Below are 21,635 nucleotides of genomic sequence, written 5' to 3'. Positions count from 1 at the left end.
CATCTGGCGTGATATTATTTAACCATTTGATAACTGGTCGTTGGTTTTGTCTAGTACCTGTATCCCATTTTTTAGACGAAAAGTCGACAAGCATCTCCTTTTCTGGTTTTTCTGTTGGTTGTGACAGAAATATGATTGACAGCGGGTTTTATGTGCTGGAAGTTAATTATTTGTTGATAAACAATATGTTGTATTAAGAAAGTTCTGAGTTAGGTGAAAATTTACCGGCGGCGAGAAAGCATTATTAAAAATAGGGGAAACGCGCCGTTGATCCGGCCAACGGCGGAAACTGGCGATAAATGCAGCTATTGCTCCTCCTGCAGCGTATCTTCCCGCATGTAGCCCGGCCGCCGCCGCAGACACCACCAGGAATAACCGGCGTTGAACAGCACCACCAGCGCGGTGACGCCGAAGACCGCGCGAAAACCGTAACCGGCGGAGACTGCGGCGCCGAGCAGCGGGCCGCTGACGTTGCCGACGTCGCGGAACGACTGGTTATAGCTGAAAATACGGCCGGCCACCTGATTGGTGCAGTTATAAATCAACAGCGTCTGTACCGCCGGCAGCAACGCGCCGTCGGCCGCCCCCAGCAGAAAACGCAGCACCCCGAGTTGCCACGGCGTTTGCACGAACGCCATCGGGATCAGCAGCAGCACCGAAACGATCAGCATGAACACCAGTATGCGTTCCGGGCCGATGCGATCGCCCAGCTTGCCCAGCCGCGGGGCGCTCATCAATGCCGCGACACCGGGCACCGAGGCGATCAGCCCGCTGATAAACGCCAGATTGTGGGTGGCGCCGGCCAAATCGCGCACATACAGCGTCAGGATCGGCGCGATCGAGCCGGTGGCGATCTGGATGATCATGGTGGTGACGAACAGGCTGAGCACCAGCTTCGGGTTTTTCAGCGAAGCGAACACCTGTTTTGCGTGCAGCATGTCGCGCTTTTGCACCGGGGTGAATTGTTCTTTGACATACAGCAGCGTCAGCACGAAGCAGACGAACAGCACCGCGGCAGTGATATAAAACACCGGGCGCAGACCGTATAAATCGGCCAGCAGCCCCCCGATCAGCGGGCCGATCAGCGCACCGCCGACGCCGCCGGTGGACAGGGTGCCGAGCGCCCAGCCGCTGCGGTTGCGCGGCACCTGGGTGGCGATCAGCGCGTTGGCGTTGGGAATGAACCCGCCGAGCAGCCCCAGCACCGCACGCAGCGCGAGAAACTGCCAGACCGTTTGCGCCATGCCCATCAGCGCCATGACGATCGCCATACCGAGCGCCGAACGCAGCAGCATCAGTTTGCGGCCGCGTCGATCGGCCAGGGCGCCCCAGAACGGTGCGGCGATAGCGGAAAACAGGAAGGTGATGCTGAACAGCAGACCGGACCACATGTTGAGCGCCTGATGGCCGGTAACGCCCAGCGTCTCTACGTACAGCGGCAGAAACGGCATCACCAGGCTGAAGGCGGCGCCGGTGAGAAAACATCCCAGCCAGGCGACGAAAAGATTGCGTTTCCAGTTAACGGGTTCTGCTGCCGAAGCCATAAATGTCCACTGCCGAAAGGTGACGCGTTTTGCCGGTGGCGAGATGATGGGGCAAAACGTGAAAGTTAGCGTGGTAAGTATGCGCCGCAGGCGCGGCGACGGCAAACGAGGGGACGCAGATAGGGCAAAAAATGAAATAAAGTTTTAAAAATGGCGTTTAAACCTTATTCCGCGCTTGGCGCGCGGAATTTACAGCGTTTTATAGTCCGGCCAGCGCCTCGAAACCGGCGGCGGTGGTGGTGGCGCTAAAGTCGGTGACCTCGTAGTGGGCCACGGCGTTGAACGGATCTTCGGCCAGGATGGCGTCCAGCCGAGCACGCTCAATGCCTTTGGCCAGGATCACGCCGCCGGTGCGGGGATTCTTGCGGCCGGAGGCGACGAAGGTGCCGTCCTGAAAATATTTCTTAAGCCAGGCGATGTGCCCGTCAAGGTGGCTGTCGACGTCGGCGATCGGGCGATGATAGGTCAGGCTGACAATGTACATGGCGGCTCCAAGGGTGGCGGCAAAAGCATTACCATCCCACCCTCGCCGGCGATTCTCAAGGGGCGCGCAATAAAAAACCCGCCGGCGGCGGGTTTGCGTGATCAGTACAGCGAAGGCTCGCCTTCCGGGCGGGTCTTGAAGCGGCGGTGCAGCCACATGTATTGGTCCGGCGCCATCAGGATCTCTTTTTCCACCACTTTATTCATAAAGGCGGCGGCGTCGAGTTCGTTGTCCAGCGGGAAGTTTTCCACCGCCGGCTGCATGATCAGCTCATAGCCTTTGCCGTCCGGCAGGCGACGCGGGGTGAAGGGAATGATCGCCGGTTTGCCCATCCGCACCAGCACGTAGCTGCCGGTGGTGGTGGCGGCTTTATCCACCGCGAACAGCGGCACGAAAACGCTGCTGCGCGGGCCGTAGTCGTGATCCGGCGCATACCAGATGATATCGCCCTGTTTCAGGGCGCGGATCATGCCTTTGACGTCTTTACGATCCAGCATCGATTTGTTGGAACGCATCCGCCCCCAGGTTTGCAGCCAGTCCATCAGCTTATTGTCGTGCGGGCGGTAAACGCCGATGCCCGGGTTGTGAATGCCGAAAATGCGCGCGCCCAGCTCCAGCGTCAAAAAGTGCAGGCCAATCAGCAACACGCCCTGATGGTTGTCGCGCGCTTTTTGAATGTGCTCCAGGCCGCTGACCTTGAACCAGCGCTCGATGCGCCAGTTCGGCCAGAACCACGCCATGCCGGTTTCAAACAACCCCATGCCGACCGATTCGAAATTCTTTACCACCAGCGCATCGCGTTCAGCCTGCGGCATGTCGGGAAAACAGAGTTCGAGGTTACGTTGGGCGATAACGACGCGTCGCTTGAGAAAGCGCATGGAAAATCGCCCGATCGAAGTGCCGAGCCAGTAGATGACGGGATAAGGCAGCAACACCAGCAGATACAGCAAGCCGATGCCTACCCAGGTCAGCCAGTAGCGCGGGTGCAGTAAGGAGCGATTGAAAGTAGGAACTTGAGTCATGGGTTCTCTGTTTTAATACGGTTGTTTAAGTGTAATGACAGAGTCATAGCATGGTCTGACGGCCGGGTGGGCTCGGTCGCTAGGTTCGTTTCTGCCGATTGTTTGCGACTATTGTGGCATTTTTCTGACGATCCGGGAAAACACAACGCATTAAAATCCCCTTTTGGGCGTTAAATATGCATCGAGTGCCGAATTTTTCCACAATGTTTCCTGCCAAAAGCCCATGGCGATATCCTTATCAGGAAGGTCAATACGGTGGCATCCGGGATGAGTGCGCGATGCAGGTATGCGCACGCGAGCGCCAGGGCTGCGCGGCGGCGGTTTTTCGGGTATGATGTGCGCCGCGCGCGGGCCGGCTGGCTGCGCGCGGTAATCAGTCACCTCCCGAAAGACAGGAAAGTACACCATGCCAGTGTTACATAACCGAATTTCTAATGAGGAACTGAAGGCGCGCATGCTGGCGGAAACCGAGCCGCGCACCACAGTTTCTTTTTACAAATACTTCTCCATCGACGATCCCAAGGCGTTTCGCGACAGCCTGTACGTTCAGTTCGAAAAACTGAAGGTGTTCGGCCGCATCTACGTGGCGAAAGAGGGCATCAACGCGCAGATCAGCGTGCCGCAGCATAACTTCGACGCGTTCAAAGCCGCGCTGTTCGCCTCGCACCCGGCGTTGGATCAGGTCCGCCTGAATATCGCGCTGGAAGACGACGGCAAATCCTTCTGGGTGCTGCGCCTCAAGGTGCGCGAGCGCATCGTGGCTGACGGCATCGATGACGAGAGCTTCGATCCGAGCAACGTCGGTGAGTATCTGCAGGCCGATCGCGTCAATCAGATGATCGACGATCCGAATACGGTATTCGTCGATATGCGCAACCACTATGAGTACGAAGTCGGCCATTTCGAAAACGCCATCGAGGTGCCGTCGGATACCTTCCGCGATCAGCTGCCGATGGCGGTGGAGATGCTGCAGGACAGCAAAGACAAGAATATCGTCATGTACTGCACCGGCGGCATTCGCTGTGAAAAAGCCAGCGCCTATATGCTGCACAACGGCTTTAAAAACATCTACCACGTGGAAGGCGGGATTATCGAGTACACCCGCAAAGCGAAAGAACAGGGGTTGCCGCTGAAGTTTATCGGCAAAAACTTCGTGTTCGATGAGCGTATGGGGGAGCGCATCTCCGACGATGTGATCGCCAACTGCCACCAGTGCGGCGCACCGTGCGACACCCATACCAACTGCAAGAACGACGGCTGCCATCTGCTGTTCATTCAGTGCCCGAGCTGCGCCGCCAAGTTTGAAGGATGCTGCAGCGAGATTTGCCGCGAAGAGCTGAAGCTGCCGCGCGAAGAGCAGCGCGCGCGCCGTGCCGGCCGCGAAAACGGCGTCAAGATTTTCAATAAATCGAAAGGATTGTTGCAGACCACGATGCACATTCCGGCACCGGAAGAAGAAGGCCCAGCCCGCTGAGCCTGAGGAACCGACAAGCCCGGCCGCCAAGCCGGGCTTTTTTTTTATTTCTCGCGCACGCCTTCTACGGAGATGATCAGCTCAACGTCTTGCGACGCCGGGCCAAGATCGGTGGTGATGCCGAAATCTTTCAGCTTGATCTTGCCGTTGGCTTCAAAGCCGGCGCGGTAGCCGCCCCACGGATCGTTGCCCTGGCCAATCAGTTTGGCATCGAGCGTAACCGGTTTGGTGACGCCGTTCAGCGTCAGGTTGCCGACCACCGCGTAACCGTCGCCGCTTTTCTTCACTTCGGTGGATTCAAACTTGGCTTGCTTGTTCTTCTCCACGTTGAGGAACTCGGCGCTGCGCAGGTGCTTGTCGCGCTCGGCGTGGTTGGTGTCGACGCTGGCGGTATTGATGGTCACGTTGACCTTGTCCTTGGACGGATCTTTCTCGTCGAAGGTGAAGCCGCCGTCGAAGTCTTTAAAGCTGCCGTACAGCCAGCTGTAGCCCAGGTGCTGGATGCGGAATTCGATAAAGGCGTGTTGGCCTTGTTTATCGATCTTGTAGTCTGCCGCCAGTGCGGAACCGGCGCTCAGCAGCAGGGCGCCTGCGGTCAGGCCCAATACGGTCTTTTTCAACATAGCAATCTCCATAAATCCAAAGGTTAATCGGCGCTGCTACCCAGCATCCGTTTCAAAGTGACATCACGATCGATAAAGTGATGTTTAAGCGCGGCCAGCCCGTGCAGTATCGAGAGCACTACCACGGCCCAGGCCAGGTAAAGGTGTATGGCGCCGGCGGTGTCGGCCTGTTCCGCCATGCCGGTCACGGTGGCGGGCACGTTGAACCAGCCGAACACGCTGATCGGTTGGCCGTCTGCGGTGGAGATCAGATAGCCGCTGATCAGAATGCCGAACAACACGGCGTACAGCGCCAGATGCGCGAGAATGGCGCTGACGCGAGTGAGGCGGCCATAGCTGGCCAGCGGTTTGGGCGGCGGTGAGACAAAGCGCCAGACCACGCGGATCACCATCACGATGAACAGCAGCGTGCCGATGCTTTTGTGGATCTCCGGCGCCTGATGGTACCAGACGTCGTAATAGCCCAGCGTGACCATCCATAGGCCGAGTGCGAACATGCCGTACACCGTCAGCGCCACCAGCCAGTGGATCAACACTGACACATGGCCGAAACGATCGGCGGTATTTTTCCAGAGCATCCTGTTTCCTTCGATTACCGATTGGCTGGCTGCAATAATTAAACTTTAGGAAACATAAAATCAATAATAAATTTAACTATGTTACTACTTTGAAATATTAGTCAGTGAATTTGTTCGAGATGTTCGGAGTTAATCAGATAAATCGTTGGAGATAATATTGTTTCGCTCACGAGAGGTTCATGCTAATCATTGAAAAATGGGGCTATTATCTATTAATGTCAGCTTTTGTCATTTTACGTAAACCCCTCGTGAGTTGCCCGGCGAGATTATTTGTTGGCAAAGGTTATGCCTATTTATTGCGGCGCAGGGCAGGGCGGAAAGATTAACTTTGTCGAACGGTTGCGCTAAATCCCCTGCGGTGCAGCGGCGGATTTTGCTACCATTAGCGCCAAGAGCCGGCGCCCTGGCGCCGGTTAACCCAGTGAAATAACAAGGAAACGTCATGGGCCGAACCCGTGTGACCGACAGCAGCCTGCGTCTGGCCGTCCTGCTGGCGATGTTGGTGATCATTTTGGCCGGGGTGAAAGCCGCCGCCGACATTGTGGTGCCGTTTTTGCTGGCGGTATTTCTCGCTATGGTGCTGAATCCGCTGGTGGCGATGCTGGAGCGTAAACGGGTGCCGCGTATCGTCGGGGTGACGCTGCTGGTGACGGCGGTGATCGTGGTCGTGATGCTGTTTATCGGCATGCTGGGGGCTTCGCTGAATGAGTTCGCCCGTTCGCTGCCGCAGTACCGCGGCATGATGATCGAGAAGCTGCGCGAGCTGCAGCATTACGCCGGCCGTTTCAATATCAGCCTTTCCAGCGAAGCGATGCTGCAGTATGTCGATCCCAGCGCGGCGATGAATCTGGTCACCCGCATGCTGGGGCACCTGTCTGGCGCGATGACCAACGTCTTCCTGCTCCTGATGACCGTGGTGTTTATGCTGTTCGAAGTGCAGTTGCTGCCTTACAAGCTGCAGCAGGCGCTGGATAAGCCGAACGAGGGGCTCGCCGCGATGCGGCGGGCGCTGGATGGCGTGACGCGCTATCTGGTGATTAAAACCATCATCAGCCTGGCCACCGGGGTAATCGTCTGGATCTTCCTGGCGGCGGTCGGCGTGCGTTTTGCCTTTATCTGGGGGCTGCTGGCATTTCTGCTTAACTACATTCCCAACATTGGCTCGGTATTGGCCGCCATTCCGCCGCTGATTCAGGCGCTGTTGTTCAACGGATTGGGTGATGCGCTGGTGGTGGCGGGCGGCTTTATCGCTGTCAACATGGTGATCGGCAATATCCTCGAGCCGCGCGTGATGGGGCGCGGGCTGGGGCTGTCGACGCTGGTGGTGTTCCTGTCGCTGATCTTTTGGGGCTGGCTGCTCGGCCCGGTGGGCATGTTGCTGTCGGTGCCGCTGACGATCGTGGCGCGCATCGCGCTGGAGACTACCGAGGGCGGCTATCGGCTGGCGGTTATCCTGGGGGACGGCCGCCCGCCGCGCCAGCCTCCGGAGTGAGGAAGATTTTGCCATTCACGCCGGGCTGGGCGGCGTGATGCAGCGCCGCTGCGTACTGACGCAAAGGATAAATCGCGGCGGGTGGGCGCAGCGCCAGCTGGCCGCGTCGCAGCAGCAGGAATAACTGATAAAACGCCGTCTGCCATTGCGCCGACGCTGCCTGTGCGTTCCATTTGCGCAAGTGGAACAGCGAAGCGCGCAGCTTTAACTCGTCCACCACGCGCCGCCAGTCTACCTGGCGGCCGCTTAGCAGGCCCAGCGCCACAAAATCGCCGCCGGTGCGAACCGCCCGCGCCAACTGCAATCCGTCTTCTCCGCCAATGCAGTCGATGGCCGCACGGGCGCCAAAATTCGTCATTTCCGCCAGCTGCGGCGCTTCGATAACGCGCCAGGCGCCGGCGGCCAGCAACGCCTGGCGATGAGCGGCATTGCGCACCACGACCGCCAGACGAATGCCGCGCAGCGCCGTCAGCTGCGCCAGCAGCAGGCTGACAGCGGAGCCGCCGCCGTTGAGCAGCAGTACGTCGCCGGCGCTGAGCGGCAGCCATTGGGTCAACAGCACCCAGCAGGTGAGCGGGTTGATATAGATTTGCGCTGCGCAGGCGTCGTCGATGTCGTCCGGCACCCAGACCACCCGATCTTCAGGCAGCGTGACGAACGTTTGCCAACTGCCGTTACCCGCTACCGCCAGCGCGCGTCGGCCCGTTGAATGCCCATTCTGCGGATTGACGACGACGCCCACGCCTTCATATCCCGGCACCTGAGGAAGGGCGATGCGGTGCGCGTATTGGCCGTGGATCGGGATCAGATCGGAAGGGTTGAGCGGGGCATAGCGCATCTGCAATAACCGCTGTCCGGGGCGCAGCAGCGGTCTGCTCATCTGCTGGAATTCCAGCACCTGGGCGGGATCGCCGAAGCGGCTGAAGCTCAATCGGGGAAATAACGGCGGCATGGATTACATGACGAAGAAGAAATAGACATCCAACACCAGCAGCACCAGCCACAGACAAAGGTACAGCACCAGGTGCTCACGCACATTGTTGACGATAGCCGCCAGTATTCGGTTTAACATTTCAGCCGCCTGAAGAGAAGGACCCTTGATTATAGTCCTTTTCTCGGCGTCATTTATAGCGCGCCGCGCGTGAGGGGCGGGAAAGTGACGATAAAAAAGCCTGCGTTATCGCAGGCTTGAGGTTACACGGCCAACAGCGCCAGCGGCGTTGAATTCGCCGGCGTGCTCGGCGGGTAGAAATAGCGCAGCACGTTATACAGCGAGTAAAACTCCAGCCGGTTGCGCGCGTTGATCTTTTCCGTGATGTGACGCTTGTGCACATAGACCGTATGGGAGCTGATCTGCAGTTTTTTCGCAATGCGGTAGTTAGGCATCTCTGCCATCCAATACTTCATTACCGTCAGCTCCTGCGGGCTGAACAGGGAACGCTCTTCGCCGTCATCGGCCAGCGCCAGCGGATTCTCGCGCAGCGTGCGTAAGGTGAGCGGCAGAATGCTTTTATTGAACAGAAAAGCGTTATCGGCGATGCGCATTGGCGCTTCGCTGTAAGGGTAAGGTGTGTCGAGATAGATAAATAGCAAGGCGGACTGGCTGGCTTCCATAAAGGCCTGCAGTTGCGCGTCCGCTTCGTTATAGCGGCATTGGTTGCTGAGGTTCACCAGAATGTGGCTCGGCTGAAAGCTGGCCAACAGCGATGTAGCGTATTCAATGCTGTGGCAGCACTTGATCGTCGTGATCCCACTATCAGCAAAGTAGCTGGCTATACCGACCCGGGTGAAGCAGCATTCGTCCACGACAAGTAGTTTCATGGTGACGTCCTTGTTGAAAGCCGATGGAGCATATCTTCTGTAAAATAGGACTTACACTGCAAGTGTTCAATTCGGAAATTCAACTGCTGAATATAAGAAATTTCCGTTATCAGGATTTTTACTTGGTATTTAAAAGAGTTAGCAGGTTAACAAATTGTAACCGCCAAATTTCGCTGTCCAGTGCCTGAGGGGGACTTGGACAGCGAAATCCTTCGGTCAGCTAAATCGTTTCAGACCAAAGCTTGAGACGTCAACCGGCGGCGCTTTGTCCTGCGCGAACAACGCGGCGATCTCGCCCAGTGCACTGGCGAACTTGAAGCCGTGGCCGCTCAATCCGCTGATGACCATCAGGCGATCGCAATCCGGCAGGGTATCGATAATAAAGTCTTCGTCGGGGCTCATATCATAGCTGCAGGCTTCACCGTGTAAACATACGCCTACACCCGGCAAAAATTGCCGCAGGAAGGAGAAAACTTCCGTGCCGTCGCTGGCGTAGCTGCCGAAGGGTTTGCGCTGCTCGGGGGCATCCATCGGCTGGCCGCCGTCATGTTTGCCCACTTTCAGGCCGTCGTTATCCGCCGGAAAACCGTAATAGTGCGTGCCGTCTTGCGCTTCGACGGTAAAGGCAGGGAAACGATTGTTCACGCTGTAGCGGCCATCTGCCTGATGCCAGGAGAAGACTTTGCGCAGTGGCGCGATCGGCAGTTGCGGCAACAGCGCTTTGACCCAGGTGCCGGCGGCGATCACCGCTTTTCGCGCCGTGAAACGCCCTTCGCCGGTGATGACCTCAACGCCGCCATCGATGGGTTCTACCGCGTTGACCGGGCAGTTGAACAGCTGGCTGCAGCCGGCTTCTTTCGCCAGCTTGATCAGGCTGGTTATCGCCAGCTCGGCACGCAGGAACCCCGCGTCTGGCTCGAATACGCCGACATAACCTTCCGGTGCTCGGAATTCCGGCCAGCGCTGATTGATCTGTTCGGCGCTGAGGGTTTGCGCGTTCAGGCGGAATTTTTGCGCGCTGAGCTGCGAATTGCGAATGAATTCGGAGTGCTGTGGCCCCAGGTTGAGCACGCCGCACGACTGGAACAGTTCCTCGCCGGATTGTTGAATCAGCGCATTCCACAGCGCCTGCGCGCGCAGCACCAGCGGCACGTACTTTTCGCCTTCGCCGTATGCGTGACGGATAATGCGGGTATCGCCATGATGGCTGCCGTTTCGGTGCGGAGGGATAGCGCTGTCGATCATCAGCACTTTCAAGCCGGCCCGCGTGGCATAATAGCCTGCCGCCGCGCCGACGGAACCGCTGCCCACCACAATCAAATCATATTCCACGTGCCAACCCTCTTTGATAGCGATTTCTTATGCCCCCATGATAAAAGGTTGGCAGACGCAATGCACTGATTGAACGGCGAAAGGCGAAGAAAAGGCGCCGGGAAAGGTCGCGGCGCCTTAGGGGGTAGGAGACGATGAATCAATGTTTTCTGCGATCAAGATCCTGGTAATCCGTAGCTTCAATCTTGGCGATGCCGGCCTCTAAGATATTGATTAATTGACGGGCGACATCTGTGGTCAGCCAAAGCGTTCGGTCTACTTGGGCTTCTTCGGGCGTTTGGTCTAGTGAAGACAGGTAATGAAGGCGTATCATCATGGCGTCGTAAACGTCGACAGTACTGATATCCCAACCGACAAGCGGGTGCGTCTGAATTACTTCATCATTTCTGTCCATAAAGACCCCTTATTGAGTAGTAACTACCGTGAGTGACTAACGAGGATCAATGCGGCTCATCATCATGAGAGCAATTACAGTATACGCATCCGCTTTCATCGGTGGAGGGGTTGTCACCTAAAATTGCAAAATAAATATTTATTTGAACAATTATTCTACAAATTCGGGTGCGAACGCGCGATGAGTAAAGCCTGTGGCGTTATTCCGCGCCGCCGGTGGGTGGGGCGGAGCCGTGCAGACATTTTTCCAGTTCTTCTGCCAAGTGCGCGAAATGTTTCTGCGTTTCGGCGTCGCGATTCTGGCTTTGCGATTCCAGCCTCAGGCTGTGGATCAGCCGTTGGTTGGCTTTGTCATCCAGGCTGAAGGCCAGGTAAGAGAAGGCCACTTCCAGTACGTTCAAGCGTCTTTTCTGATCGGCAATCAGCGCCAGCAATTCGCCAAACGTCATTGCGTCTTCGGATTTCACCTTGTCCGGGGCCATGCTTACTCCTTTGCGTTAAATACAGCGCTGAGGCGGATTTGGTTCCAGAGTAAGGGTAAGCGATGAATGGGCAGGGCGCCAGAAACAAAAAAGCCGGAGAGCGACCCCCGGCAAAAACAGCATTGCAGTGTTATTCTGCGCTGAACCATTCGTCCGCGCTTTCCCAGGTTTCCTGAAGGATTTCCTCAATCAGATCCCGGTCGGTTTTGGCGCCCCCCAGCACAGAGAGCCCGTTGGCGCCGGCATAACGGACGTGCACGACGGCGCCTGGAAACTGGCGATTGACCCGTTTGCCCAGCTCGCCGGTCAGCGCCTCAATGGCGCCCGACGGCAGCGGCCGGGTTTTATCTATAGTGACTTCAACACGCATAATTGCCCCCGAAGCGATTTACTGTTTATTTATACAGTTAACCGTAAGCGAGGGCAAGAGGGCGAAGCAAAAATATCAGCCTTTCAGCGACCAGTTCAGGGTTTCGCCGGCCAGGAATGGGATCACGGATTCATTGCCCAGGGCGATCTCTTCCGGCTGGGTGGTCGGCACGCGCTGCAGTTCGATGAAATCTTCGTTGATCGGCAGGCCATAGAAGCGTGGGCCGTTGAGCGAGCAGAAGGCCTCGAAGTGCTCCAGCGCGCCGAGCTGTTCGAAGACGGCAGCGTAAGCCGGGATCGCATTCGGCGCATTGAAGCAGCCGGCGCAGCCGCAGCTGGACTCTTTGCGATGCTTGAGGTGCGGCGCCGAGTCGGTGCCGAGGAAGAAACGGTCCGAGCCGCTGGCCACCGCCTGACGCAGCGCTTCCTGATGGACGTTGCGCTTGAGGATCGGCAGGCAGAACAGGTGTGGGCGAATGCCGCCGACCAGCATGTGGTTGCGGTTGAACATCAGGTGCTGCGGGGTGATGGTGGCGCTGAGGAAACGGTTGCCTGCCTGCACGTACTGCGCCGCTTCTTTGGTGGTGATGTGTTCGAAGACGATTTTCAGTTCCGGGAAGTGACGGCGGATAGGCTCCATCACCTGTTCGATAAAGCGCGCCTCGCGGTCGAAAATATCGACGGCAGGATCGGTCACTTCACCGTGGATCAGCAGCGGCATGCCGATTTTTTGCATTTGCTCGAACAGCGGGTAAATGCCGGTCACGTCGCTGACGCCGTGGCTGGAGTTGGTGGTGGCGTTGGCCGGATACAGCTTGGCGGCGGTAAACACCCCTTGCTCGAAACCGCTGACCAGTTCACTGGCCGCCAGAGAGTTGGTCAGGTAACAGGTCATCAGCGGAGTGAAGTTGTGACCCTGCGGCACCGCCGCCAGAATCCGATCGCGGTAGGCGCGCGCGGCGGCCACGGTCGTCACGGGCGGAACCAGGTTCGGCATCACGATCGCCCGGCCAAATACCTGGCTGGTATAGGGCACCACCGTTTTCAGCATCTCATCGTCACGCAGGTGGATATGCCAGTCGTCTGGGCGGCGGATTTTCAGAACTTGAGGTTGTGCGGTCATCTAGCTAGGCTCCGGCGGTCAAATACGTCTAATGAAAAGCGAATAATGGGTTTATTCACGCCGGGGTGTAAGGATAAGCGGAAAGTGCCGCAGATGCATCTGTTTGTTGGCGACAAGTTGAAATCAACGGCGCAGCAGGCGCATAGTGACAATGATTTCAACGATGCCGACGCCAATACCGTCGACTTTCATCAAGTGGAAAGGGAGAAAACAATGGAAGTACGCGTTATCGCCACCCTGCAAGCGAAAGCGGGATTTGAGGCCGCAGTCAGTGAAGCGGTGCACGACATTCTCGAGCCGAGCCGCCAGGAGCTGGGCAACCTGCAATATGATTTGCATCGCGATCTGGAAAAACCGGGCACCTTCGTGTTCTTTGAGCGTTGGGCCAGCAGCGAAGCGCTGGATAAGCATAATGAGACGGCGCATTTTCAGCAGTTCGTCAGTCGACTTGACGGCAAGTTGGATGTTCTGGACATCAAAAAACTGAAAAAGATCGCCTGAGCTTTTTGCAGGCAAGAAAAAACCCGCCGTCGGCGGGTTTTTTTAGGTGTGCAGATTAACTTATTCGTTAACCGGCTGCGGCTTGGTGGCCGGCGCGGTGGCCTGGCTCACTGCCGAGTGACCACCGGCTGAACCTTTGCCTTCAAAGTTGAAGGAAGGGCGCTGCCAGTCGCTGTGCTTGCGTTCTTCCGGCACATAGGCCGGCGCAGGCGCTTTGGTCATCGGTGCAGTGGCGATGTGTTTGTACAGCGCGTCCTGCACGGCTTTCACCGGTGCCGGCTGCTGAGCAACCGCAGGCGCAGGTTCGGCGGCCGTTGGTTCCGGCGCTTTTTCTACCGGAGCGGCTGCCGCTGCAGGTGCGGCTTCTACCACTGGCGCTTCTTCCGTAGGTGCGGCTTCTACCGGTGCAGTTTCGACCACAGGCTCGTCTTCCGCTGGCTTAGCTTCAACCACTGGCTCTGCCGCTACGGTTTCAGCTACCGGCTCAGCTTCCACTGCAGGGGCAGTCTCTTCCGCTTTCGGTTCTTCAACCGCAACCGTTGCCGGGGCGGTTTCCACCGGCGCCGGAGTTTCCTCGGCCGGGGTGGCAACAACCGGCGCTACGACTGCCGCTTCTTCCGTTACGGTGACGGCGGCAGTTTCAACGGCGGCTTCTGGTGCCGGTTCGTTGACGCTGGCCGCGGCCTGAGTTTCTTCCACGGCAACGCTGTGCTGTTCAACCGCTGCGGCGACAACCGGCGCCTGCTCTACGGCTTCGGTTTGCACTTCGGCTTCTTCAACCTGAGCGACCGGGTAGCTTACCCAGACTTTGCCTGATGCCATTTCCGGAGAAGCGAACGCGCCCACCAACGGCATTGGGGATTGCAGTGGGTAACGCTCGTCGCGGTAACGACGGCGACGCTGGCCGCTGACGCGCAGGTGACGCGGTGAACGACGGGAACGACGCGGCATGCCTTCGCCGTTGCCGCGGTTTTCGCCCTGGGCATCGTCTTCCGCCTGAGCGGCAACGGTTTCCGGCAGCAGCTTCACGCTGTCGTCGGCGGTTGGCTGCGCATCTTCGGCTTTCGCTACCGGCGCTTTCGGCGCCAACAGCTCTTCCGCTGCGCGCTGCAGCTCTTCTTCCGCGGACAGGATGCGCACTTTCTGCGTCAGAGGGCGGCGCTGACGGCGCTGCATGTTCTGCTGCTGGCGTTCTTCCTGCTCTTCGTCGGTGCTCTCGACCGCGTCAACGCTTTCCAGCGCTTTCACTTCCTGCTGAGCCTGACGTTTCTCTTCCTGACGACGACGCTGGCGTTCAGCACGCTGTTCACGGCGCTGCTGCTGATCTTCGCGCGGCGCTTTAGCGCTTTCTTCCGAGGCAGTTTCCTCCGCTACCGGCGCGTTCTGCTGCTGGTTGCGGCGGTTACGGCGCTGCTCATCGCGGGATTCACGCGATTCACGGCTTTCACGGTTCTCACGCGGTTCACGGTTGTCGCGTTCGCGATTGTCACGGCCTTCACCGCGCTCTTTACGTTCGCCGCGTTCCGGACGATCGCCACGGTCGCTACGCTCACCGCGCTCTTTACGGCCGGTGCCTTGACGGCGCTGACCGCGACGATCCTGACGACGGTTTTCACCGTTGCCTTCCGCCTTCGGTGTTTCGGCCGGTTTGGCTTCTTCGACGGCAGGTTGTTCTTCACCGGCGAACAGGCTCTTCAAACCACCGAACAGGCGGCCCAGGAAGCCCGGCTTGGCGGCGGCCGGCGCTGCGGCTTTAGCCTTGGCGGCTGCAGCGACAGGTTTGGCAACGGCGACGGGTTCTTCAGCCGGCGGCGGCACATCGGCGGACAGGGAGAAGGAAGCCAGGGCCGGTTGCTCCGGACGCTTGCGTTCCATCGGCGCATCTTCCAGCGGACGCTCCATGTCTTCTTCGTGCAGTTTCGGCAGCAGGTAACTGAGGGTAGAGGTTTCCTCGCCCTTGCGTACGCGCAGCACCGAGTAGTGCGGGGTTTGCATTTCATCGTTCGGCACGATGACGGCTTTCACGCCACCCTGACGTTTTTCGATCGCGCTGACGGATTCACGCTTTTCGTTCAGCAGGTACGAAGCGACCTGAACCGGTACGATAGCGTGAACTTCTTTGGTGTTTTCCTTCAGCGCTTCTTCTTCGATCAGGCGCAGGATGGACAGCGCCAGCGATTCGTTGTCGCGGATGGTGCCGGTGCCGTTACAGCGTGGGCACACGTGGTGGCTGGATTCACCCAGCGACGGGCTGAGGCGCTGACGCGACATTTCCAGCAGGCCGAAACGGGAGATGCGGCCGATTTGGATGCGCGCCCGGTCTTGACGCACGGCGTCGCGCAAGCGGTTTTCCACTTCGCGCTGGTGGCGTACCGGCGTCATGTCGATGAAGTCGATGACGATCAGGCCGCCGAGGTCGCGCAGGCGAAGCTGGCGAGCGATTTCGTCCGCCGCTTCCAGGTTGGTGTTGAACGCCGTCTCTTCGATGTCGCCGCCGCGGGTTGCGCGTGCGGAGTTGATGTCGATGGCGGTCAGCGCTTCGGTGCTGTCGATGACGATCGAGCCGCCGGACGGCAGGCGCACTTCGCGCTGGAAGGCGGATTCGATCTGCGATTCGATCTGATAGTGGCTGAACAGAGGAATTTCACCGCTGTACAGTTTGATTTTGCTGCTGAAATCCGGGCGGCCCAGCGCGGCGATGTGCTCTTTGGCCAGATCGAGAATTTTCGGGTTGTCGATCAGGATTTCGCCGATGTCCGGGCGCAGGTAATCGCGGAAGGCGCGCACGATAACGTTGCTTTCCTGGTGGATCAGGAACGGCGCAGGGCGGCCTTCGGCGGCTTTTTTGATCGCTTCCCAGTGCTTCAGGCGGAAGGAGAGATCCCACTGCAGCGCATCGGCGGATTTGCCTACGCCCGCGGTGCGAACGATCAGGCCCATGCCGTCCGGCAGTTGCAGCGAAGAGAGCGCTTCTTTCAGCTCGGTGCGATCGTCACCCTCGATGCGGCGAGAAATACCGCCGGCGCGCGGGTTATTCGGCATCAGCACCAGATAGCTGCCCGCCAGGCTGATGAAGGTGGTCAAGGCGGCGCCTTTGTTGCCACGTTCTTCTTTGTCTACCTGAACGATGACTTCCTGGCCTTCGCGCAGGACATCTTTGATGTTCGGGCGGCCATGGGAAGAGTAATTGCTAGGAAAGTATTCGCGGGCGATTTCTTTAAGAGGGAGGAAACCATGTCGTTCTGCGCCGTAGTCCACGAACGCTGCTTCAAGACTTGGTTCAATGCGGGTGATTTTGCCTTTGTAAATATTCGCTTTTTTCTGCTCATGACCCGGACTTTCGATATCCAAATCATACAGCCGCTGTCCATCTACGAGGGCAACACGCAACTCTTCCTGCTGAGTTGCGTTAATCAACATTCTTTTCATCTTAACTTACTCGTTATTTTTACATTATCGACAAAGCTGCGGGCAAAATAACCTCATGGCCGGAGTTAAACCGAAAGCCCCGTGTCTTCTCGCAAAGTCGTCAACCTCACGGTTGTCGCCTGCATAGGGGCGCATTATCTCGGTAAGCCTGCTTTTCTTTGTGAAAGACAGCACTTTTACTAGGGGAATAGCCTCTGATTTACGTCGACAGATCTGATTCCATTTGCCGGCCAAGCTGCAACCCGCAGCCCGCTAATTGTTTGATTTCGCATTACGTCTTACGCCATTGCTGCGTTTTTGCGCGATCAGACAAATTTTATAATTCCACCGTTTTCCCTGTTTAACGAGAATCAACGCGGAAAGTGACTGCATTATTCCACTGCTGATGCCGTTATAGCAAGGTGACTTTTCCTTAACTGCGGAAGAAATCGCAAACGTTCAAATCGGCTTGCTGCCTTATTGTCCGCTGGGGTTTCGCCCGCCGTCAGAGAGACAGTTAAGCACAGAAAAAGATGTGGCGCTATTCACGCGCTCTATTTAGAATCCCGCACCATGAAAACGAACAATCCAGCAGTACAATTCATCACGATTTCCGACGACGAAGCCGGTCAGAGAATCGACAACTTTCTGCTCGCTCGCCTGAAAGGCGTGCCGAAGAGCATGATTTATCGCATCGTGCGCAAAGGCGAGGTGCGGGTTAATAAAGGGCGCATCAAGGTCGAATACAAATTGGCGGCCGGCGACGTGGTGCGCGTGCCGCCGGTGCGCGTGGCCGAGCGCGAAGAGGCGCCGGTGTCGGCGAAGCTGGATAAGGTGGCGGCGCTGGCCGACTGCATTCTGTATGAAGATGACCACCTGCTGATCCTCAACAAGCCTTCCGGCACCGCGGTGCACGGCGGCAGCGGCCTGAGCTTCGGCGTGATTGAAGGGCTGCGGGCGCTGCGCCCTGAGGCCCGTTTCCTGGAGCTGGTGCATCGGCTCGATCGCGATACCTCCGGCGTGCTGTTGGTTGCCAAGAAGCGTTCCGCGCTGCGTTCGCTGCATGAGCAACTGCGGCTGAAGGGCATGCAGAAGGATTATCTGGCGCTGGTGCGCGGCCAGTGGCAGTCCCACTGCAAGGCCGTACAGGCGCCGCTGCTGAAAAACATTCTGCAAAGCGGCGAACGTATCGTGCGCGTCAACAGCGAAGGCAAGCCTTCGGAAACCCGCTTCAAGGTGGAGGAGCGTTACGAATTCGCCACCCTGGTGAAGGCCAGCCCAATCACCGGGCGTACCCACCAGATCCGCGTGCACACCCTGCATGCCGGGCATCCGATCGCCTTTGACGATCGCTATGGCGACCGCGAGTTCGATCGTCAACTGGCGGGTACCGGCCTGAAGCGTCTGTTCCTGCACGCTGCGGCGCTGCGCTTCGAGCATCCGGCCACCGGCGAAACGATGCGTATCGAAGCGCCGATGGACGAAGAACTGCGTCATTGCCTGCAAGTGCTGCGCCGGCAGGCCGCCAAATAATCCGCGTCACACCAGCGGGTTGATGCCTTCAGCCCGCAACATCTCCAACAGCGCGATCAACGGCAGGCCGATCAGGGCGTTCGGATCCCGGCCTTCCAGCCTGTCGAACAACGCGATCCCCAACCCCTCGCTCTTGAAACTGCCCGCGCAGTTCAGCGGTTGCTCCAGACGCACATAGGCGGCGATCTCCGCTTCGCTCAGCGCGCGAAAATGCACGTGGAAAGGCTCGCACAGGGCCTGCAGCTGCTTGCTGCGGCCGTTGTACAGCGCCAGGCCAGTATAGAAGGTCACGGCCTGGCCGCTTGCCTGGCGCAGCTGCGCGCGGGCGTTTTCCTCGGTATGGGGCTTGCCGGTGATGCTGCCATCGATCACGCAGACCTGATCGGAACCGATGATCAGATGCTCGGGGTAGGCGAGGGCCAGCGCCTGGGCCTTCGCTGCCGCCAGGCGCAGCACCAGCGCTTCCGCGCCTTCGCCCGGCAGCGGGGTTTCATCCACCTCCGGCGCGGCGCAGTCGAACGGCAGCTGCAGTTTCTCCAGCAGCATTTTTCGATAGGGGGAGGTGGAGGCTAAAAGCAATCTCTGCATAATTTTTTTCGCAAACCGTAGCGTAAATGGGTACGGCATTTTAAACTGTCGGCCGCTGTGGAAGCGAATATTGGTGAAAGGAGCCGTTTTACGGCCTTTTTCTTTGACTCTATGTCGTTACAAAGTTAATATGCGCGCCCTATGCAAAAGGTAAAATTACCCTTGACCATTGATGCGGTACGTACCGCTCAGAAACGCCTGGACTATGCTGGTGTCTATGCGCCTGAGCAGGTTACTCGTGTTGCCGACTCCGTGGTCAGTGTGGATAGTGATGTTGAGGTGTCGTTGTCGTTTAATATCGACAATCAACGCCTCGCGGTGATAACAGGGCATGCGGACGTCACGGTAACGTTGATGTGCCAACGCTGTGGAGTCCCGTTCGAACATCAGGTTCACACAACATATTGTTTTAGCCCGGTCGTCAATGATGAGCAGGCTGAGGCATTACCGGAAGCGTACGAACCGATCGAAGTTGACGAGTTTGGCGAAGTCGATCTGTTGGCAATGATTGAAGACGAAATTATTCTTTCACTGCCTGTCGTTCCGGTACATGAATCTGAACACTGTGAAGTGTCCGAAGCGGACATGGTATTTGGCCAACTGCCTCCCGAGGCGGAGAAACCGAATCCGTTTGCCGTATTAGCCAGTTTAAAGCGTAAGTAATTGAGGAGTAAGGTCCATGGCCGTACAACAGAATAAACCAACCCGTTCCAAGCGTGGCATGCGTCGTTCTCACGATGCTCTGACCACGACTACTCTGTCTGTAGACAAAGTATCCGGTGAAACTCACCGTCGTCACCACATCACTGCCGACGGTTTCTACCGCGGTCGCAAGGTTATCGGCTAAGTAGCGATACCTTGACTCGTCTAACCCTGGCGTTAGATGCAATGGGCGGGGACTTCGGTCCCTGCGTCACAGTGCCTGCTTCGTTGCAGGCACTGGCCTCTAATTTACAGCTTCATCTCTTGCTGGTCGGTAATCCCGACGCCATCTCCCCTTTGCTTGCCCACGCCGATCCGGTTCTTCTGGAGCGTCTGCAAGTCGTGCCCGCCGAGTCTGTGATCGCCGGCGACGCCAAACCTTCACAAGCGATACGCGCCAGCCGCGGCACGTCGATGCGCATTGCGCTCGAACAGCTCAGCAGCGGCAACGCGCAGGGCTGCGTCAGCGCCGGCAATACCGGCGCGCTGATGGGATTGGCGAAGCTGTTGGTCAAGCCGTTGGAGGGCATTGAGCGCCCGGCGCTGATGACGGTGATCCCGAACCAGCAGCGCAGCAAAACCGTGGTGCTGGATCTGGGTGCTAACGTCGAGTGCGACAGCACCATGCTGGTGCAGTTTGCCGTGATGGGCGCGGTGATGGCGGAAGAGGTGATCGGCATTGCGCAACCGCGGGTGGCGCTGCTGAATATCGGCGAAGAAGAGACCAAAGGCCTGGATAATATCCGCGAAGCGGCCGCTGTGCTAAAAAATACTCCGGCAATCAACTATATTGGTTACCTGGAAGGAAACGAACTGCTCACCGGCAAGACAGATGTGTTGGTCTGCGACGGCTTCGTGGGCAACGTCACGCTGAAAACCATGGAAGGGGTGGTCAGGGTGTTCTTATCGCTGCTGAAATCGTCCGGCGATGGAAACAAGCGAGCCTGGTGGCTGAAATTGTTGGGCCGTTGGTTGCAAAAACGGGTGGTCAAGCGGTTCGGCCACCTGAACCCCGACCAGTATAATGGCGCATGTCTGTTAGGATTGCGCAGCACCGTAGTCAAGAGCCACGGCGCTGCGAACCCTCACGCGTTTGCAGTCGCAATCGAACAGGCTGTGCAGGCGGTGCAGCGGCAAGTCCCGGAAAGGATTGCTGCGCGCCTTGAGGCTGTATTACCTAAGAGTGACTGATCGTACATGTATACAAAGATTCTCGGTACGGGGAGTTATTTGCCCGTACAAGTGCGCACCAATGCTGATTTGGAAAAAATGGTGGATACCTCTGACGAGTGGATCGTCACGCGTACCGGTATTCGCGAACGTCGCATCGCCGCTGCGGATGAAACCGTCGCGACGATGAGCTTCCAGGCCGCTGAGAAAGCGCTGGAAATGGCAGGTGTGGCTAAAGAAGACATTGGGCTTATCGTCGTGGCGACCACCACGACGACTCACGCGTTCCCGAGTGCGGCGTGCCTGGTGCAGCAAATGTTGGGCATCAAAGACTGCGCGGCGTTCGATCTGGCTGCGGCCTGCGCCGGCTTTACTTATGCGCTCAGCGTGGCCGATCAGTACGTGAAAAACGGCGCGGTCAAACATGCGCTGGTTATCGGCGCGGACGTCTTGTCGCGCACGCTGGATCCTGAAGATCGCGGCACCATCATTCTGTTTGGTGATGGCGCAGGGGCGGTGGTGCTGGGGGCTTCTGAAGAGCAGGGCATTCTGTCTACCCACCTGCATGCCGACGGCAGCTACGGCAGCCTGCTGACGCTGCCTTACAAGGATCGTCAGAATCAAGACAAGCCGGCCTATGTCACCATGGCGGGCAATGAAGTCTTCAAGGTTGCGGTCACCGAACTGGCGCGCATCGTCGATGAGACGTTGCAGGCCAACAACATGGACCGCAGCGAGCTGGATTGGCTGGTGCCGCACCAGGCCAACCTGCGCATCATCAGCGCAACGGCGAAAAAACTGGGCATGGGGATGGACAAAGTGGTGGTGACGCTCGATCGTCACGGCAACACCTCTGCCGCCTCGGTGCCTTCCGCACTGGACGAAGCCGTGCGAGACGGGCGAATTCAGCGTGGCCAGCTGGTGCTGCTGGAAGCCTTCGGCGGCGGCTTTACCTGGGGCTCGGCGCTGGTTCGTTTCTGATTTGAACAGGAATAA

General features: G+C 57.9%; 23 protein-coding genes. 8 read left to right on the top strand and 15 right to left on the bottom strand.

The window, feature by feature from the left end:
- Positions 1-305 precede the first annotated feature (305 nt).
- The 3 genes from mdtG to ACUTQY_RS07620 form a co-directional block, all read right to left on the bottom strand.
- A complete protein-coding gene (gene mdtG / locus ACUTQY_RS07630) occupies positions 306-1,544 on the bottom strand; it encodes a multidrug efflux MFS transporter MdtG (protein ID WP_046686848.1) in 1,239 nt (412 codons plus the stop codon).
- Between the two features lie 199 nt (positions 1,545-1,743).
- A complete protein-coding gene (locus tag ACUTQY_RS07625; RefSeq protein ID WP_033642669.1) occupies positions 1,744-2,028 on the bottom strand; it encodes a YciI family protein in 285 nt (94 codons plus the stop codon).
- A gap of 101 nt (positions 2,029-2,129) precedes the next feature.
- Positions 2,130-3,050: a Kdo(2)-lipid IV(A) acyltransferase gene (locus ACUTQY_RS07620; RefSeq protein WP_025159951.1), complete on the bottom strand. Its 921-nt coding sequence runs from the start codon at positions 3,048-3,050 to the stop codon at positions 2,130-2,132.
- A 406-nt stretch (positions 3,051-3,456) separates the two neighbouring features.
- Between ACUTQY_RS07620 and trhO the strand changes: the two genes are divergently transcribed.
- The gene (gene trhO / locus ACUTQY_RS07615; RefSeq protein WP_033638032.1) at positions 3,457-4,524 is read left to right on the top strand and encodes an oxygen-dependent tRNA uridine(34) hydroxylase TrhO; all 1,068 of its coding nucleotides are present in this window, start codon (positions 3,457-3,459) and stop codon (positions 4,522-4,524) included.
- 44 nt (positions 4,525-4,568) lie between these two features.
- On the opposite strand, the gene ACUTQY_RS07610 is transcribed toward trhO, so the two are convergent.
- Both ACUTQY_RS07610 and ACUTQY_RS07605 read right to left on the bottom strand, forming a co-directional pair.
- Positions 4,569-5,147 carry a YceI family protein gene (locus ACUTQY_RS07610; protein WP_016928208.1) on the bottom strand — a complete coding sequence of 193 codons (579 nt, stop codon included), beginning with the start codon at positions 5,145-5,147 and terminating at the stop codon, positions 4,569-4,571.
- A 23-nt stretch (positions 5,148-5,170) separates the two neighbouring features.
- The gene (locus ACUTQY_RS07605; RefSeq protein ID WP_046686849.1) at positions 5,171-5,725 is read right to left on the bottom strand and encodes a cytochrome b; all 555 of its coding nucleotides are present in this window, start codon (positions 5,723-5,725) and stop codon (positions 5,171-5,173) included.
- A 442-nt stretch (positions 5,726-6,167) separates the two neighbouring features.
- On the opposite strand from ACUTQY_RS07605, the gene ACUTQY_RS07600 reads away from it, so the two are divergent.
- Entirely contained in the window at positions 6,168-7,217 is a 1,050-nt protein-coding gene (locus ACUTQY_RS07600; protein ID WP_046686850.1) for an AI-2E family transporter, read from the top strand.
- On the opposite strand, the gene ACUTQY_RS07595 is transcribed toward ACUTQY_RS07600, so the two are convergent.
- From ACUTQY_RS07595 to pyrC, 8 genes are all read right to left on the bottom strand, one after another.
- Entirely contained in the window at positions 7,174-8,169 is a 996-nt protein-coding gene (locus ACUTQY_RS07595; RefSeq protein WP_046686851.1) for a zinc-dependent alcohol dehydrogenase family protein, read from the bottom strand. The genes ACUTQY_RS07600 and ACUTQY_RS07595 overlap by 44 nt on opposite strands.
- 3 nt (positions 8,170-8,172) lie before the next feature.
- Positions 8,173-8,289 (bottom strand): DUF2770 family protein, encoded by a 117-nt coding sequence (locus tag ACUTQY_RS07590; protein ID WP_046686852.1) that lies wholly within the window; start codon positions 8,287-8,289, stop codon positions 8,173-8,175.
- A gap of 122 nt (positions 8,290-8,411) precedes the next feature.
- Positions 8,412-9,038 carry a LuxR C-terminal-related transcriptional regulator gene (locus ACUTQY_RS07585; RefSeq protein WP_033642674.1) on the bottom strand — a complete coding sequence of 209 codons (627 nt, stop codon included), beginning with the start codon at positions 9,036-9,038 and terminating at the stop codon, positions 8,412-8,414.
- Between the two features lie 216 nt (positions 9,039-9,254).
- The gene (solA, locus tag ACUTQY_RS07580; RefSeq protein WP_046686853.1) at positions 9,255-10,370 is read right to left on the bottom strand and encodes an N-methyl-L-tryptophan oxidase; all 1,116 of its coding nucleotides are present in this window, start codon (positions 10,368-10,370) and stop codon (positions 9,255-9,257) included.
- A gap of 139 nt (positions 10,371-10,509) precedes the next feature.
- Positions 10,510-10,764, bottom strand: coding sequence for a biofilm formation regulator BssS (gene bssS, locus ACUTQY_RS07575; RefSeq protein ID WP_004927812.1), 255 nt, complete (start codon positions 10,762-10,764; stop codon positions 10,510-10,512).
- A 199-nt stretch (positions 10,765-10,963) separates the two neighbouring features.
- Complete coding sequence (locus ACUTQY_RS07570; RefSeq protein WP_046686854.1) at positions 10,964-11,245, bottom strand: hypothetical protein; 282 nt, start codon at positions 11,243-11,245, stop codon at positions 10,964-10,966.
- A gap of 130 nt (positions 11,246-11,375) precedes the next feature.
- The gene (gene dinI, locus ACUTQY_RS07565) at positions 11,376-11,615 is read right to left on the bottom strand and encodes a DNA damage-inducible protein I (protein WP_033650738.1); all 240 of its coding nucleotides are present in this window, start codon (positions 11,613-11,615) and stop codon (positions 11,376-11,378) included.
- A 75-nt stretch (positions 11,616-11,690) separates the two neighbouring features.
- Entirely contained in the window at positions 11,691-12,737 is a 1,047-nt protein-coding gene (pyrC, locus tag ACUTQY_RS07560; RefSeq protein ID WP_046686855.1) for a dihydroorotase, read from the bottom strand.
- Between the two features lie 213 nt (positions 12,738-12,950).
- On the opposite strand from pyrC, the gene ACUTQY_RS07555 reads away from it, so the two are divergent.
- Complete coding sequence (locus ACUTQY_RS07555; protein WP_025302406.1) at positions 12,951-13,238, top strand: putative quinol monooxygenase; 288 nt, start codon at positions 12,951-12,953, stop codon at positions 13,236-13,238.
- Positions 13,239-13,298: 60 nt separating this feature from the next.
- Here ACUTQY_RS07555 and rne read toward each other — a convergent pair whose 3' ends face one another.
- On the bottom strand, positions 13,299-16,667 hold the full coding sequence (gene rne, locus ACUTQY_RS07550; RefSeq protein ID WP_046686856.1) for a ribonuclease E: 3,369 nt from the start codon (positions 16,665-16,667) through the stop codon (positions 13,299-13,301).
- 552 nt (positions 16,668-17,219) lie between these two features.
- Here rne and rluC point away from each other — a divergent pair.
- Positions 17,220-18,179 (top strand): 23S rRNA pseudouridine(955/2504/2580) synthase RluC, encoded by a 960-nt coding sequence (rluC, locus tag ACUTQY_RS07545; RefSeq protein ID WP_004927787.1) that lies wholly within the window; start codon positions 17,220-17,222, stop codon positions 18,177-18,179.
- Between the two features lie 6 nt (positions 18,180-18,185).
- Here the strand turns inward: rluC and ACUTQY_RS07540 are convergent, their stop codons facing one another.
- Positions 18,186-18,767, bottom strand: a complete 582-nt coding sequence (locus tag ACUTQY_RS07540; protein ID WP_033642681.1) for a Maf family protein — start codon at positions 18,765-18,767, stop codon at positions 18,186-18,188.
- Positions 18,768-18,908: 141 nt separating this feature from the next.
- Between ACUTQY_RS07540 and yceD the strand changes: the two genes are divergently transcribed.
- The 4 genes from yceD to ACUTQY_RS07520 are packed head-to-tail and all read left to right on the top strand — an operon-like array spanning position 18,909 to position 21,620.
- The gene (gene yceD / locus ACUTQY_RS07535; RefSeq protein ID WP_004927780.1) at positions 18,909-19,430 is read left to right on the top strand and encodes a 23S rRNA accumulation protein YceD; all 522 of its coding nucleotides are present in this window, start codon (positions 18,909-18,911) and stop codon (positions 19,428-19,430) included.
- A gap of 16 nt (positions 19,431-19,446) precedes the next feature.
- Positions 19,447-19,614 (top strand): 50S ribosomal protein L32, encoded by a 168-nt coding sequence (gene rpmF / locus ACUTQY_RS07530; RefSeq protein ID WP_004927778.1) that lies wholly within the window; start codon positions 19,447-19,449, stop codon positions 19,612-19,614.
- Positions 19,615-19,625: 11 nt separating this feature from the next.
- On the top strand, positions 19,626-20,660 hold the full coding sequence (plsX, locus tag ACUTQY_RS07525) for a phosphate acyltransferase PlsX (RefSeq protein WP_071841648.1): 1,035 nt from the start codon (positions 19,626-19,628) through the stop codon (positions 20,658-20,660).
- Positions 20,661-20,666: 6 nt separating this feature from the next.
- Positions 20,667-21,620 (top strand): beta-ketoacyl-ACP synthase III, encoded by a 954-nt coding sequence (locus tag ACUTQY_RS07520; RefSeq protein ID WP_033642683.1) that lies wholly within the window; start codon positions 20,667-20,669, stop codon positions 21,618-21,620.
- Positions 21,621-21,635 lie beyond the last annotated feature (15 nt).

The organism is Serratia sp. TSA_130.1 (genome assembly GCF_052691795.1).
This window is presented reverse-complemented; position numbering and strand designations above follow the sequence as displayed.

What these genes read in the sequence shown, in the direction of transcription:
- mdtG (WP_046686848.1), bottom strand. Translation starts at nt 1,544, where the DNA reads ATGGCTTCGGCAGCAGAACCCGTTAACTGGAAACGCAATCTTTTCGTC.
- ACUTQY_RS07625 (WP_033642669.1), bottom strand. Translation starts at nt 2,028, where the DNA reads ATGTACATTGTCAGCCTGACCTATCATCGCCCGATCGCCGACGTCGAC.
- ACUTQY_RS07620 (WP_025159951.1), bottom strand. Translation starts at nt 3,050, where the DNA reads ATGACTCAAGTTCCTACTTTCAATCGCTCCTTACTGCACCCGCGCTAC.
- trhO (WP_033638032.1), top strand. Translation starts at nt 3,457, where the DNA reads ATGCCAGTGTTACATAACCGAATTTCTAATGAGGAACTGAAGGCGCGC.
- ACUTQY_RS07610 (WP_016928208.1), bottom strand. Translation starts at nt 5,147, where the DNA reads ATGTTGAAAAAGACCGTATTGGGCCTGACCGCAGGCGCCCTGCTGCTG.
- ACUTQY_RS07605 (WP_046686849.1), bottom strand. Translation starts at nt 5,725, where the DNA reads ATGCTCTGGAAAAATACCGCCGATCGTTTCGGCCATGTGTCAGTGTTG.
- ACUTQY_RS07600 (WP_046686850.1), top strand. Translation starts at nt 6,168, where the DNA reads ATGGGCCGAACCCGTGTGACCGACAGCAGCCTGCGTCTGGCCGTCCTG.
- ACUTQY_RS07595 (WP_046686851.1), bottom strand. Translation starts at nt 8,169, where the DNA reads ATGCCGCCGTTATTTCCCCGATTGAGCTTCAGCCGCTTCGGCGATCCC.
- ACUTQY_RS07590 (WP_046686852.1), bottom strand. Translation starts at nt 8,289, where the DNA reads ATGTTAAACCGAATACTGGCGGCTATCGTCAACAATGTGCGTGAGCAC.
- ACUTQY_RS07585 (WP_033642674.1), bottom strand. Translation starts at nt 9,038, where the DNA reads ATGAAACTACTTGTCGTGGACGAATGCTGCTTCACCCGGGTCGGTATA.
- bssS (WP_004927812.1), bottom strand. Translation starts at nt 10,764, where the DNA reads ATGGACAGAAATGATGAAGTAATTCAGACGCACCCGCTTGTCGGTTGG.
- ACUTQY_RS07570 (WP_046686854.1), bottom strand. Translation starts at nt 11,245, where the DNA reads ATGGCCCCGGACAAGGTGAAATCCGAAGACGCAATGACGTTTGGCGAA.
- dinI (WP_033650738.1), bottom strand. Translation starts at nt 11,615, where the DNA reads ATGCGTGTTGAAGTCACTATAGATAAAACCCGGCCGCTGCCGTCGGGC.
- pyrC (WP_046686855.1), bottom strand. Translation starts at nt 12,737, where the DNA reads ATGACCGCACAACCTCAAGTTCTGAAAATCCGCCGCCCAGACGACTGG.
- ACUTQY_RS07555 (WP_025302406.1), top strand. Translation starts at nt 12,951, where the DNA reads ATGGAAGTACGCGTTATCGCCACCCTGCAAGCGAAAGCGGGATTTGAG.
- rne (WP_046686856.1), bottom strand. Translation starts at nt 16,667, where the DNA reads ATGAAAAGAATGTTGATTAACGCAACTCAGCAGGAAGAGTTGCGTGTT.
- rluC (WP_004927787.1), top strand. Translation starts at nt 17,220, where the DNA reads ATGAAAACGAACAATCCAGCAGTACAATTCATCACGATTTCCGACGAC.
- ACUTQY_RS07540 (WP_033642681.1), bottom strand. Translation starts at nt 18,767, where the DNA reads ATGCAGAGATTGCTTTTAGCCTCCACCTCCCCCTATCGAAAAATGCTG.
- yceD (WP_004927780.1), top strand. Translation starts at nt 18,909, where the DNA reads ATGCAAAAGGTAAAATTACCCTTGACCATTGATGCGGTACGTACCGCT.
- rpmF (WP_004927778.1), top strand. Translation starts at nt 19,447, where the DNA reads ATGGCCGTACAACAGAATAAACCAACCCGTTCCAAGCGTGGCATGCGT.
- ACUTQY_RS07520 (WP_033642683.1), top strand. Translation starts at nt 20,667, where the DNA reads ATGTATACAAAGATTCTCGGTACGGGGAGTTATTTGCCCGTACAAGTG.